We start from the raw sequence: 12,911 nt of genomic DNA on the forward strand, positions 1-12,911 counted from the left end.
GGCTCACGGGAACGCCCGCCGCCGGTCCCCGGTCCCCGGCCCGGGTCAGCCCGGCAGGTTCGCCGGGCTGCCTCCGTTCGCCTCGAATCCCGCCACCGCCAGCGCGCGGTAGACGGCGAAGTCGGCCGCGGGATCGGCGGAGAGGGTCCAGGGCAGCGCGCCGACGTGGCCGTCGACGTGCAGCAGCTGGTCGAGCGCCTCGGCCCAGCGCTCGGCCCGTACCAGGAAGAACACCAGCAGATGGCGGACGTGCGCGAGCACCGGGTCGTCGGGGTCGGCCGCGCGCACCGCGTGCAGCGCCCCCTGCATCGCCTTGGTGACGACCTCGCTCTGGTAGAAGCTCGCCACCAGGTTCACCTCCGGGAGGTGCTCGAAGACGGCGAACAGCGGCAGCCCGGCGAGCAGCGAGCCTTCGGGGGCGCGGGCCGCCGCGGCCTCGGCGAACGCGTACGCCTGTTCGCGCGAGCCGTGCCACTTCTCGCACCAGTAGTGCAGCGCGGCCAGGTGCGCGCCCATGTGGTGGGGCGCGCGGTCCAGGATGTTCATCCAGAGCTTCTCGTACTCCGGCTGCGGATAGGCGAGCCCCCGGCCGATCGACAGCTCGGTGATGTACGGCACCGGGTCGCCGGGGGCCAGCAGGGCCGCCTGGCCGCAGGCGTTCCTGGCCTCCTCCATGATGATCCGGAACTCGTCCGTGCCCGGCGTCGACGTCCGCCACGCCTGCTGCACCAGGAACTCGGCGTGCACCGCCGCGCCGCCCGCGTCCTTGGGCAGCTCGGCCCGCCACACCCGCAGCCACTGACCGCCCGGCGTCTCGTGCACCCCGCCCGGCCGCTGCTGCAGCTCCAGCGACGCCGCGCCCGCGAAGGCCTGCACCCGCTGCCAGCGCAGCTCGCCCTCGGCCTCCGTACCGGCCAGGAGCTGCTGCGCCGCCCGGTAGTCCCCGGTGCGCTCCACCAGGTCGAGGACGTTCAGCAGATCCTCGTCCGGACCGGGCATCCGCACGTCCAGCTCCTCCTGGCGCACGAAGCCGTAGGCCGCCGGGTCGGCGCCGTCGGGGTGGCCCGCGGGGACCAGCCCGACCGGTCCGCGCTTGCGACGCAGGTACGGGAGAACCACGAAGCTCATCAGCAGCAGCGCCGCGAGCAGCCAGAGAATCGCCATGCGTCAAGCGAACCAGACGCCGCCGACAAATGGCGAACCCTGCCGGCCGGCCTGTGGAAAACTCCGCCGGACCCGTCCCGGCCCCGTGCCGGACCCCGGTGAGGCGCCACCACCGCGCCGGGCGCACTACGCTCGGTGCACATGAGCGACAGGCACATCAGTCAGCACTTCGAGACCCTCGCGATCCACGCGGGCAACACCGCGGATCCCCTCACCGGCGCGGTCGTCCCGCCGATCTACCAGGTCTCGACCTACAAGCAGGACGGCGTCGGCGGCCTGCGCGGCGGCTACGAGTACAGCCGCAGCGCCAACCCGACCAGGACCGCCCTCGAGGAGAACCTCGCGGCGCTGGAGGGCGGCCGCCGCGGTCTCGCGTTCGCGTCCGGCCTCGCGGCCGAGGACACCCTGCTGCGTACGCTGCTCACCCCCGGCGACCACGTGGTGATCCCGAACGACGCCTACGGCGGCACGTTCCGCCTCTTCGCCAAGGTCGCCACCCGGTGGGGCGTGGAGTGGTCCGTCGCCGACACCAGCGACCCGGCCGCCGTCCGCGCGGCGATCACCCCGAACACCAAGGCCGTCTGGGTGGAGACCCCCTCCAACCCGCTGCTCGGCATCACCGACATCGCCGCCGTCGCCCAGGTCGCCCACGACGCGGGCGCGCGGCTCGTCGTCGACAACACCTTCGCCACGCCCTACCTCCAGCAGCCGCTGTCGCTCGGCGCCGACGTCGTCGTGCACTCCCTCACCAAGTACATGGGCGGCCACTCGGACGTCGTCGGCGGTGCGCTGATCGTCTCCGACCAGACCCTCGGCGAGGAGCTGGCCTACCACCAGAACGCGATGGGCGCCGTCGCCGGCCCCTTCGACTCCTGGCTGGTGCTGCGCGGCACCAAGACCCTCGCGGTCCGCATGGACCGGCACAGCGAGAACGCCACCAGGATCGCCGACATGCTGACCCGCCACGCGCGCGTGAGCAGCGTCCTGTACCCGGGCCTGCCCGAGCACCCCGGGCACGAGGTGGCCGCCAAGCAGATGCGGGCGTTCGGCGGCATGGTGTCCTTCCGCGTCGAGGGCGGCGAGGAGGCCGCCGTCGAGGTGTGCAACCGCGCCAAGGTGTTCACGCTCGGCGAGTCCCTCGGCGGTGTCGAGTCGCTCATCGAGCACCCCGGCCGGATGACGCACGCGTCCGCGGCCGGCTCCGCCCTGGAGGTCCCCGCCGACCTGGTGCGCCTGTCCGTGGGCATCGAGAACGTCGACGACCTGCTGGAGGACCTGCAGCAGGCCCTGGGCTGACCGCCCCCGTCACCAGCCGGTGACCGGTGGAGTCGTCTGCGACGGCGGCTCCACCCAGGGGTGGGCCCCGGCCGCCCACACGCCGAACGCCACCGCGGCCGTGCACAGCAGCAGCCACAGCACCCGGCGGACGAGCCGGCGCCGCCGCAGCAGGCGCTCGCCCCGGCGGACGGCGTCGCCGTGCAGGTCCGGGGGCACGGGCGCCGGGGTGTGCTCCAGGATCCGCCGCACGGCGGCCTCTCTCTGGGGACGGTTCACCGCGGCCTCCCCCGCGACCGCCGCCTCATGACGGCGCCACCTCGGCGCCCACCGCGCGCGGGGCCGCGGAGCGCGGTGGATGCAGCACGGTGGCCGCCGCCCGGTCGCAGATCGCGTGGACGCGCTCGACGGGCAGCCCCAGCAGGGCCGCCGTCTGCTCCTCGGCGACCCCCTCGTACATCCGCAGCACCAGGATCAGCCGCTCCTGCGCCGTCAGGACGGCGAGCGGGCTGCCCGGATGCGGGCGGGTGCGGCCGAGCAGCACGCGCTCGTGCCAGGTGCCGTGCGCGAAGCGCGTGGCGAGGTACTGGCGGGCGCACTCGTAGGGGTCCTCGCCGCGCAGCCGGTCCCAGCAGGCGTAGGTGTGGGCGAGCGCCAGGGTCAGCAGGCGCCGCGCGCGCGGGTTGGCACCCGGCGCCTCCGCCGTGAACAGCGTGGCGGTGTGCTGCAGCCGCCCTGCCGCACCCGCGACGAACGCCTCGAACTCCCGGGCCCGGCGGGCATCGCGGGACACCTGCCGATCACGCACCGCGCCTCCCCCCTGAGGGGGCCCCGTCCGGTACGGGACGGTCACCCCGTACGCCGCAGGGCCCGATCTCATATGAGGCCAGCCGCGGCCCCGGGGTCAAGACTCGGGACCGTCCCGGTGCCCGTGCCGGTCAGGAGGCGGGCGGCTGCTCCGTGGCCGGCACGCCCTGCACCGTCGTCCGGGCGGAGAGCGCGGTGTTGAAGCGCGTGAGGAGCGTGCAGAACTGCTCGCGCTCCTCCGGCGCCCAGTCGTGCGTCAGTTCCGCCATCAACTGACGCCGGGAAAGACGCACTTCGTCGAGCCGGGCGACCCCGCGCGGGGACAGCTGGAGCACCACCGCACGCCCGTCCTCGGGGTGCGAGGTGCGCTTGACGAGTCCGGTGTCGACCAGGGGGGCGACCTGCCGGGTGACCGTGGAGGAGTCGATCCCCATGCTCGCGGCGAGCGCCTTGACGCCCATGGGGCCCTCCTTGTCCAGGCGGTTGAGCAGCAGGTACGCGGCTCGGTCCATGGTGTTGCGCACCTGCCCGACGCCACCGAGCCGGGTCTGTTCGGCACGGCGGGCGAACACCGCCACCTCGTGCTGGAGGGTGTCGAGGAGACCGGGGTCACCGACGGTCGTCATGTCCATCGACATTTCAGGTGTTGTGGGCATGGCCGGAGGCTCGCTTCATGAAGGGCTGCTGGGTTGGGGGACAGGGTACGCGGCCGGGGCGCAGACCGTACCGGCGCTGCGCAATCCGGTCTCGGAGGTTGGTCACACCCGTCGTGCCCGACCGTGAACTGCGAGACTCGGAGGCATGAGCTACGGCACGGCCGGCTCCTTGCGCTCCGTCACCCTCGACGACGTGCGCGGAGCCCAGAAGATGCTCTCGGGCGTGGCCCGCACGACCGCCATGGAAGGCAGCCGGCACCTGTCCCAGCTGGTCGGCACGCCGGTCCACCTCAAGTGCGAGAACCTGCAGCGGACCGGGTCCTTCAAGCTGCGCGGCGCCTACGTCCGGATCGCCGGGCTGCTGCCGGAGGAGCGGGCCGCCGGTGTCGTGGCCGCCAGCGCCGGCAACCACGCGCAGGGCGTGGCGCTCGCCTCCTCGCTGCTCGGTGTCCACGCCACCGTGTTCATGCCCCGGGGCGCCCCGCTGCCGAAGATCAGCGCGACCCGGGAGTACGGCGCCGAGGTGCGCCTGCACGGCCAGGTGGTCGACGAGACGCTGGCCGCGGCCGAGGAGTACGCGGCCGAGACCGGGGCGGTCCTCATCCACCCCTTCGACCACCCCGACGTCATCGCCGGACAGGGCACGGTCGGTCTGGAGATCCTGGAGCAGTGCCCCGAGGTGGGCACGATCGTCGTCGGGATGGGCGGCGGCGGCCTCGCGGCGGGCATCGCGGTCGCCGTGAAGGCGCTCCGCCCCGACGTGCGGATCGTCGGGGTCCAGGCGGAGGGCGCCGCCTGCTACCCGCCCTCGCTCGCCGCCGGCCGCCCGGTGTCGGTGGAGCACCCGGCCACGATGGCCGACGGCATCAGGGTGGGGCGGCCGGGCGTGGTGCCGTTCGGCATCGTCGACGAGCTGGTGGACGAGGTGCGCACGGTCGGCGAGGACCAGCTGTCGGCCGCGCTGCTGCTGTGCCTGGAGCGGGCCAAGCTGGTCGTGGAACCGGCCGGGGCGAGCCCGGTCGCGGCGCTGCTCGGCGGGCCCGGCGCGTTCCCCGGTCCGGTCGTCGCCGTGCTGTCCGGCGGCAACGTGGATCCGGTGCTGATGCAGCGGGTGCTGCGGCACGGCATGGCCGCGCAGGGGCGATACCTGGCCGTACGGCTGCGGCTGACGGACCGGCCGGGTGCCCTCGCCACGCTCCTCGGGGTGTTGTCGGTGGTCGACGCCAACGTCCTCGACGTGAGCCACGTACGCACCGACCCCCGGCTCGGGCTCACGGAGGCGGAGGTGGAGCTGCACCTCGAGACGAAGGGGCCGGCGCACTGCGCCGAGGTCGGCCACGCCCTGCGCGAGGCGGGCTACACGGTCATCGGCTGAGGCCGGGCCGGGGCGCGGGACGGCGGTGTCCCACGTTCGGGTAAATCTATTGAGAGACGCGATACATCGCGTTAGTGTGTGCGTCGTCGCGCGGAAGCCGCAGGTGGAAAAACACCGGCGCCGCCGGACGCGCGAAACCTGGCCTTCCTCTCCGAAGGACCCGGAAGAACCCGACGAATCCCCGACGACGTGGAGACCACATGCCAGGCGCCATCTATGCCGAAGGTCTGGTGAAGACCTTCGGCGACGTGAGAGCACTGGACGGCGTCGACCTCGATGTCCCCGAGGGCACCGTCCTCGGCCTGCTCGGCCCGAACGGCGCCGGCAAGACGACGACGGTCCGCTGCCTGACCACCCTGCTCCGCCCCGACAGCGGCCGGGCCGTCGTCGCCGGGGTGGACGTGCTCGAGCACCCCGACGCGGTGCGCCGCTCCATCGGCCTGTCCGGCCAGTTCGCGGCGGTCGACGAATACCTCACCGGCCGGGAGAACCTCCAGATGGTCGGGCAGCTCTACCAGATGCGGGCCAGGGCGGCCAAGCAGCGGGCGGCCGAACTGCTGGAGCAGTTCCACCTCGCGGACGCCGCCGACCGCCCCGCCAAGACCTACTCCGGGGGCATGCGCCGCCGGCTCGACCTCGCCGCCGCGCTCGTGGTCTCACCGCCCGTGATGTTCATGGACGAACCCACCACCGGGCTCGACCCCCGCAACCGCCAGCAGCTCTGGGAGGTCATCAAGCAGCTCGTCTCCGGCGGCACGACCCTGCTGCTCACCACCCAGTACCTGGAGGAGGCCGACCACCTCGCGCACGACATCGCGGTCGTCGACCACGGCCGGGTGATCGCCCAGGGCACCTCCGACCAGCTCAAGGCCCGCACCGGCGGCGAGCGCGTCGAGGTCGTGGTGCACGAGCGCGAGCACATCGCCTCCGCCGCCGAGGTGCTGCGCGGCTTCGGCAAGGGGGACACCAAGGTCGAGGAGCACACCCGCAAGCTCACCGTCCCCGTCACCGGCGGCGCCAAGCTGCTCGCCGAGGTCATCCGCGAGCTGGACAGCCGGGGCATCGAGATAGACGACGTCGGACTGCGCCGCCCCACCCTCGACGACGTCTTCCTGTCCCTGACGGGCCACGTGGCCGAGACCGCCGCGAGCGACGAGAGCAACGGCAAGGAGGCCGTCAAATGAGTGCCGCCAGCGAAGCCACGCCCCTCGCGGCCCCCGGCAACCCGGTCGGCCGGTCCGTCCGCGACTCCCTGATCGTCGCCAAGCGGAACCTGATCCGCATGGGCCGGATCCCCGAGATGCTGATCTTCGGACTGATCCAGCCCATCATGTTCGTCGTCCTGTTCACCTATGTGTTCGGCGGATCCATCCAGGTCGGAGGGTCCGACTCCACGCAGGCCTACCGCGAGTTCCTGATGGCCGGCATCTTCGCCCAGACCGTCACGTTCGCCACCGCGGGCGCCGGCGCGGGCATCGCCGACGACATGCACAAGGGGCTCATCGACCGCTTCCGCTCCCTGCCCATGGCGCGTGGCGCGGTCCTGACCGGCCGCACCCTCGCCGACCTGGTCCAGACGGCACTGACCCTGCTGGTCCTGGCGATCGTCGCCCTGATCGTCGGCTGGCGCACGCACGAGAACCTCGGCAAGGTGCTCGTCGGCTTCGGTCTGCTCCTCCTGCTGGGCTACGCCTTCTCCTGGATCGGCGCGCTCATCGGCCTGTCCGTGCGCACTCCGGAAGCGGCGACCTCGGGCGGCCTGATCTGGCTCTTTCCGCTGACGTTCATCTCGAACGCGTTCGTCGACGCGAACCAGATGCCGACCTTCCTGCGCCACATCGCGGAGTGGAACCCGTTCAGCGCCACCGTCCAGGCGTGCCGTGAGCTGTTCGGCAACCTGCCCCCGGGCTTCCACACGCCCGACGCCTGGCCCATGCAGCACCCGGTCTGGGCCTCGCTGATCTGGTCGGTCGCGATCACCCTGTTCTTCCGCACCCTGGCGGTCCGCAAGTACCGCTCGGCCACCGCCTGACCGAACGGCGACGCCCCCGGCGTCACACGGACGCCGGGGGCGCGGTGCCGGCCCGGGGCCGGGGCGTGCCGGGGGTCAGCCCGAGTACGGCTCGGCCTTCAGGATGCGCACCGAGGCCTTCTTCCCGTTCGGGAGCTCGTACTCCGCGTCCTCGCCGACCTTGTGGCCGGTGACGCCGGAGCCGAGCGGGGACTGCGGCGAGTACGTCTCGATGTCGGAGCTCGCGTACTCACGGGACGCGAGCAGGAACGTCAGCGTGTCGTCCTCGTCACCGTCGAAGGCGATCGTGACGACCATGCCGGGCGCGACGGTGCCGTCCGCCGAGACCGGAGCCTCGCCCACCTGGGCGTTCTCCAGAAGCTGGGTCAGCTGGCGCACACGCAGCTCCTGCTTGCCCTGCTCCTCCTTGGCGGCGTGGTACCCGCCGTTCTCGCGCAGGTCGCCCTCCTCGCGCGCGGCCGCGATCTTGGCGGCGATCTCCGTGCGCGCAGGACCAGTAAGGTACGCAAGCTCGTCCTTGAGCTTGTTGTACGCCTCCTGGGTCAGCCAGGTGACGTTCTCGCTGGTCTGGGTCACAGGGTGCTCCTCGTCGGTACAGGGAATACAAAGCATCGCCCTACCCAGAAGAATGTTCCCTCATGGATGGGCGAAACCACGAGCCTAACAATTCAATGGCGAAAGGGGGAGGACATAAGCCACCAGATTTACATCAACGCAGGTCAGTGCCTACGCATTCCGGGTGACGCGGCTGCCGGGTCGGCCGGATCAGCCTGTGTGGCAGCCCAGCAGCTCGGCGGTCGTGCCCTTGGCCGTCGTACGCAGTGTGACGACCCTGTCGATCCGGGTCGCCGCACCGGAGAACCGGAAGTCCGCCCGGCCCACCTCGGCCCCGTCGGCGGACTGGGAGCGCAGGGTGCAGTAGCCGTTCGCGCCGGCGTCCTTGTGGACCTCCAGATGCACCTTGACCGCGTCCCGCGAGGCGTCGAAGGTGATCACCTGGGCGCTGATCCCGTTCTGCGCGATGTAGTGGTAGGCGAAGTATCCGACCAGGGCCAGCAGGAGCGCGCCCAGCACCGTGCCGGCGACCTTGAGCCTGCGGTCGGCGCGCTCGTCCGAGGAGCGGCCGTAGCGGCCCTCGGGCAGCCGCGCGTGCGCCGTGCTCATGATCGTCCTCTCCGCGGAATTATTCGCCCCCCGATTCGGTCACTATAGAAGCCGCGATCGCACCCCAAGACGCGGGGGCGCCGACTTACGAGGATTGAGTCTTGACTGACCAGCTGCGACTGATGGCCGTTCACGCGCACCCCGACGACGAGTCGAGCAAGGGCGCGGCCACCATGGCGAAGTACGTGTCCGAGGGGGTGGACGTGCTGGTGGTGACGTGCACCGGCGGGGAGCGCGGGTCCATCCTCAATCCGAAGCTCCAGGGCGACACGTACATCGAGGAGCACATCCACGAGGTGCGCAAGAAGGAGATGGACGAGGCCCGGGAGATCCTCGGCGTCCGGCAGGAGTGGCTGGGCTTCGTCGACTCCGGCCTGCCCGAGGGCGACCCGCTGCCCCCGCTGCCCGAGGGCTGCTTCGCCCTGGAGGACGTCGACAAGGCGGCCGGTGAGCTGGTCAAGCAGATCCGCTCCTTCCGCCCGCAGGTGATCACCACCTACGACGAGAACGGCGGCTACCCCCACCCCGACCACATCATGACCCACAAGATCACGATGGTGGCGTTCGAGGGCGCGGCGGACACCGAGAAGTACCCCGAGAGCGAGTACGGCACCGCCCACCAGCCGGCGAAGCTCTACTACAACCAGGGCTTCAACCGCCCCCGCACCGAGGCCCTGCACCAGGCCATGCTCGACCGCGGCCTGGAGTCCCCCTACGGCGAGTGGCTCAAGCGCTGGAAGGAGTTCGAGCGCAAGGAGCGGACGCTGACCACGCACGTGCCGTGCGCGGACTTCTTCGAGATCCGCGACAAGGCGCTGATCGCGCACGCCACCCAGATCGACCCCGACGGCGGCTGGTTCCGGGTGCCCATGGAGCTCCAGAAGGAGGTCTGGCCGACGGAGGAGTACGAGCTCGCCAAGTCCCTCGTCGACACCTCCCTCCCCGAGGACGACCTCTTCGCGGGCATCCGCGACAATGCATGACATGAGCGCAAGCGTGAGCCTGGCAGTGACGCACCTCGTCCCCCTCGCCAAGGAGGTCGACGAGAACAAGGTCACCCCCGGCGTCCTCGGCTTCATCGTGTTCGCGGTGCTGGCCCTGGCCGTGTGGGGCCTGATGAAGTCGATGAACAAGCACATGCAGAGGGTCGCCTTCAAGGAGGCCCCGGACCACGAGGACCGGGCCGGCACGGACGTCACGGCCGGACGGGACTGACCCCGGCGTCAGCGACCCGCCGGAACCGCCACCCCCATCACCTCACGGGCGTGGCGGTCCGGCGTCATGCGCAGACGCCACGCCTGCCACCCCGCCTCCAGACTCACCCCCCGCTCCAGCAGCAGGGCATAGGCCGCCACCCACTCGTCCAGCTTCTCGTCCCGCAGCGGATGGGCGGACCGGCCGAGCTGGGCCAGCTCCTCCTGGGCCACCGCGGTGCCCACCTCGACGCCGCCCGGAGCCGCGTACGGCAGCAGGGTGCAGCGCAGGAAGCGGGCCCAGTCCTCGCCCCGCCGGTCGCCGTAGGACGTGAACAGGGTCAGCGCCTCGTCGCACAGGCCCAGCGCCTGCTGGATCCGGGCGTTGCCCGCGTCCACCACCGCCAGCTCCAGGCAGGTCCACGCCTCCCCGTGCGCCACGCCGATGCGCTGGAAGTCGGCGCGCGCGTCCACCAGGAGCTGGCGGGCGAAGCCCGAGTTGCGCAGCGAGCCGGTCTGCGCCGCCCGCTGGTCCCGGGTGACCCGCGCCGAATGGTGCCGGGCGCAGGCCAGGCCGTAGACGTCCCGCATCCGCGAGAACATCTGCCGCGAGCGCTCCAGGTCGCGCACCGACCGGTCCAGCTCTCCCGTCTCCTCCAGCGCCTGACCGAGGTAGTACAGCGACCACGCCTCACCGCGCGCGTCCTCGTTCTCCCGGTGCCGGGCCGCCGCCCGGCGCAGCTCCTCCACCGCCGGCGAGGGGTCGCCGCCGACCAGCCGGGCCCGGGCCAGCTGGGTCAGCGCCCACGCCTCGCCCCGGGCGTCGTGCGTACGGCCGTAGCGCTCCAGGGCCGCCCGCAGCTCCGTCCCGGCACGCGGGACGTCACCCATGCGCAGGGCCACCTGCCCGAGCTGGAAGTGCGCCCACGCCTCCCCGTGCACCGAGCCGCCCTCGCGGTGCAGCACCAGCGAGCGGGTGAGCAGGTCCAGGGCCTCCGCGAGCCGGCCCCGGTCGCGCTGCACCGCGGCCAGCGCGTGCATGGTCCAGGCGCGGTCGGTCGCCAGCTCCGGGGCGGCCTGGAGGTCCAGTGACTCCTGGAGCCGCTCGGCGGCCTCCGTGAGCTGGCCCTGGTGGTGCAGGGTGATGCCGAGGGACGTCAGGGCGCGGGCGGCGCCCGCGTCGTGGTGGGCCTCCCGGTAGAGGTCGACCACCGAGGCGAGGGTGGCACGCGCCTTGTCCAGCTCACCGAGCTGCCGGGCCGCGATACCGGTGCGCCACTGCACCGAGCGCATCAGCAGCCCCTCGTCCACCGCCTGGGCCAGCTCGCTGATCTCGCCGAGCCGGTAGAGGTCGCCGCGCAGCAGGCAGTAGTCGCACAGCGCGCCCAGCAGGTTCAGCACCGCCGCCTGGTCCACGCCCTCCGCGTGCCGCAGCGTCGCCGTGATGAAGCTGGACTCGTCGTCCAGCCAGCGCAGCGCCTCGTCCAGCGAGGTGAAGCCGTGCGAGCCGAACCGGTCCGAACGCGTCGACATGTTGCCGTCGACCAGCCGCAGCACCGAGTCCGCCAGCTCCGCGTAGTTCACGATCAGCCGTTCCTGCGCCGCCGTGCGCTCGGCCGGATCCTCCTCGTCCAGCAGCCGGGCCTGCGCGAAGGCGCGCACCAGGTCGTGCAGCCGGTAGCGGCTGCCGCGCACATGGTCGATCAGGCCGGCCCCGGCCAGCTCCTCCAGCCGGCGCGCGGCCTCCGGCTCGTCCGTGCCCAGCAGCGCCGCTGCCGCCGCCGCGCCGAGCGAGGCCCGGCCGGCCAGCGCCAGCCTCCGCAGCAGCCGGCGGCCCTCGTCCCGCTGGTCGGTGTAGCGCAGCCACAGCACCCGCTCCACCGGCTCCACCGGCCCGTAGGCGCCGAGATCGGAGGCCAGCTGCCGGGGCGAGCGCGGACCCAGCGACGAGCCCGCGACCCGCAGCGCCAGCGGCAGCCCGCCGCACAGCCGGTGGATCAGGTCGGTGGACTCCGCGTCGTACGGACCCGACGCGTCCTGCGCCGCCGCGCCCAGCAGCTCCTCGGCGCCCGCCGCGTCCAGCGCCTCGACCGGCAGGTGGTGCACCCACGCCGGAAGGTCGGCGGGCAGGTCGAGCGGGGTCCGGGCGGTGACCAGGACCAGGCTGTCGGAGCGCTCGGGCACCAGGGCCCGCACCTGCTCCGCGTCCGGGGCGTCGTCCAGCACGATCGTCACCGGCAGGCCGGTCAGATGCCGGTGGTACAGCTCGCCGAGCCGCTTGACCTGCTGGTCGGGGGAGGACCGCTCACGGAACAGCAGCTGCTCCCGGGGCGCGCCGAGCCGGTTGAGGAGGTGCAGCAGCGCGTCCCGGGTGGTCAGCGGCGGCTCCTCGCGGCTCTCGCCGCGCAGGTCCACCACCACCGCGCCGCGGAAGTGGTCCCTCAGGTCGTGCGCCGCGCGCACGGCCAGCGTCGTGCGGCCCGAGCCGGGCTCGCCGTGCAGCACCACCAGCGTCGGCCGGGTCTCGGTGGCCGCCCGGGCCGCCTGCGCCCACTGCCTGATCCGCGCCAGCTCCTGGCGGCGTCCCGCGAACGGCCCGTCGGGCTCCGGGAGCTGACCGAACGACTGCTCCAGCACCGTGCGCCGGCGGGCCGCCGCGCTCTTGTCCGCCCCGCGCAGCGCCGGGCCGCTCGCCTTCTTCTTCGGACCGGTGGAGGCGGCCAGCACCCGCTGCTGGTCCAGGAAGGGGCGGATGCCGCGCACCTCCAGCGCCGTCAGCCACTGGAGCCTCAACTGCTCGGCTCCTCCGGGCTGTCCGGCCGCGCCCGCCCGGTGATGGGCGGCGGGCAGATGGGAGCCGGCCACCTTCAGCACGGTGGCGGCGGCTCCCGCCACCCCCGCGGCGGCGCCCGCTCCGACGGCCGTGCCCGCGCCGGTGCCGAGGGACAGGTCGGCGACGGCGGCGGCCACCGCCGCGACGGCGGCCACGAGCAACGCGGTGCCGGCGCCCTCGCGCGCGTAGCGCTGGCCGAAGGTGAGACGGTCGGCCTCGGACGCGTCGAGCGCGGCCGTGTACGCCTCGTACTCCTCGGCGGCCGTCCGTGCCAGTGAGTCCAGCGCGCCGCGCGCCCGCGTCAGCAGCGCCTGCCCGTCGGTGCGCCCGCCCGAGCGGCGCACCTCCTCCTCCACGGCCCGCACCAGCAACCGCTCGGCCTCCGCCCGATGGCCGTCCCGCATGTCCGTCC

At 72.9% G+C, this 12,911-nt stretch carries 13 protein-coding genes; 6 read left to right on the top strand and 7 right to left on the bottom strand.

Going from position 1 to position 12,911, the window contains the following annotated elements:
• Window positions 1-45: 45 nt before the first annotated feature.
• Window positions 46-1,164, bottom strand: a complete 1,119-nt coding sequence (locus B446_RS23310; RefSeq protein ID WP_020941885.1) for a hypothetical protein — start codon at window positions 1,162-1,164, stop codon at window positions 46-48.
• 141 nt (window positions 1,165-1,305) lie between these two features.
• Here B446_RS23310 and B446_RS23315 point away from each other — a divergent pair, with 141 nt between their 5' ends.
• On the top strand, window positions 1,306-2,460 hold the full coding sequence (locus B446_RS23315; RefSeq protein WP_020941886.1) for a cystathionine gamma-synthase: 1,155 nt from the start codon (window positions 1,306-1,308) through the stop codon (window positions 2,458-2,460).
• A gap of 9 nt (window positions 2,461-2,469) precedes the next feature.
• On the opposite strand, the gene B446_RS23320 is transcribed toward B446_RS23315, so the two are convergent.
• From B446_RS23320 to B446_RS23330, 3 genes are all read right to left on the bottom strand, one after another.
• The gene (locus B446_RS23320) at window positions 2,470-2,718 is read right to left on the bottom strand and encodes a hypothetical protein (protein ID WP_020941887.1); all 249 of its coding nucleotides are present in this window, start codon (window positions 2,716-2,718) and stop codon (window positions 2,470-2,472) included.
• A 25-nt stretch (window positions 2,719-2,743) separates the two neighbouring features.
• Window positions 2,744-3,247, bottom strand: a complete 504-nt coding sequence (locus tag B446_RS23325; RefSeq protein WP_043476312.1) for a sigma factor-like helix-turn-helix DNA-binding protein — start codon at window positions 3,245-3,247, stop codon at window positions 2,744-2,746.
• A 130-nt stretch (window positions 3,248-3,377) separates the two neighbouring features.
• Window positions 3,378-3,884, bottom strand: a complete 507-nt coding sequence (locus B446_RS23330; RefSeq protein ID WP_193384548.1) for a MarR family winged helix-turn-helix transcriptional regulator — start codon at window positions 3,882-3,884, stop codon at window positions 3,378-3,380.
• A gap of 163 nt (window positions 3,885-4,047) precedes the next feature.
• On the opposite strand from B446_RS23330, the gene ilvA reads away from it, so the two are divergent.
• The 3 genes from ilvA to B446_RS23345 all read left to right on the top strand — a co-directional run bounded on the left by ilvA (window position 4,048) and on the right by B446_RS23345 (window position 7,309).
• Window positions 4,048-5,277: a threonine ammonia-lyase gene (gene ilvA, locus B446_RS23335; protein ID WP_020941890.1), complete on the top strand. Its 1,230-nt coding sequence runs from the start codon at window positions 4,048-4,050 to the stop codon at window positions 5,275-5,277.
• A gap of 200 nt (window positions 5,278-5,477) precedes the next feature.
• Window positions 5,478-6,461, top strand: a complete 984-nt coding sequence (locus B446_RS23340; RefSeq protein ID WP_020941891.1) for a daunorubicin resistance protein DrrA family ABC transporter ATP-binding protein — start codon at window positions 5,478-5,480, stop codon at window positions 6,459-6,461.
• Window positions 6,458-7,309 (top strand): ABC transporter permease, encoded by an 852-nt coding sequence (locus B446_RS23345; protein WP_020941892.1) that lies wholly within the window; start codon window positions 6,458-6,460, stop codon window positions 7,307-7,309. The genes B446_RS23340 and B446_RS23345 overlap by 4 nt, the downstream gene beginning before the upstream one ends.
• A gap of 75 nt (window positions 7,310-7,384) precedes the next feature.
• On the opposite strand, the gene greA is transcribed toward B446_RS23345, so the two are convergent.
• Both greA and B446_RS23355 read right to left on the bottom strand, forming a co-directional pair.
• A complete protein-coding gene (gene greA, locus B446_RS23350) occupies window positions 7,385-7,885 on the bottom strand; it encodes a transcription elongation factor GreA (protein ID WP_020941893.1) in 501 nt (166 codons plus the stop codon).
• 189 nt (window positions 7,886-8,074) lie between these two features.
• A complete protein-coding gene (locus B446_RS23355; RefSeq protein ID WP_020941894.1) occupies window positions 8,075-8,473 on the bottom strand; it encodes a DUF4307 domain-containing protein in 399 nt (132 codons plus the stop codon).
• Window positions 8,474-8,595: 122 nt separating this feature from the next.
• Between B446_RS23355 and mca the strand changes: the two genes are divergently transcribed.
• Window positions 8,596-9,456, top strand: a complete 861-nt coding sequence (mca, locus tag B446_RS23360) for a mycothiol conjugate amidase Mca (protein ID WP_043476314.1) — start codon at window positions 8,596-8,598, stop codon at window positions 9,454-9,456.
• Entirely contained in the window at window positions 9,449-9,688 is a 240-nt protein-coding gene (locus B446_RS23365) for a hypothetical protein (RefSeq protein ID WP_078614784.1), read from the top strand. The genes mca and B446_RS23365 overlap by 8 nt, the downstream gene beginning before the upstream one ends.
• An 8-nt stretch (window positions 9,689-9,696) precedes the next feature.
• Here B446_RS23365 and B446_RS23370 read toward each other — a convergent pair whose 3' ends face one another.
• Window positions 9,697-12,903, bottom strand: coding sequence for a tetratricopeptide repeat protein (locus B446_RS23370; RefSeq protein ID WP_020941897.1), 3,207 nt, complete (start codon window positions 12,901-12,903; stop codon window positions 9,697-9,699).
• Between the last annotated feature and the right edge of the window lie 8 nt (window positions 12,904-12,911).

Origin of the sequence: Streptomyces collinus Tu 365, from assembly GCF_000444875.1 — a bacterium.
In the GTDB taxonomy this organism is placed as follows: Bacteria; Actinomycetota; Actinomycetes; order Streptomycetales; family Streptomycetaceae; genus Streptomyces; species Streptomyces collinus_A.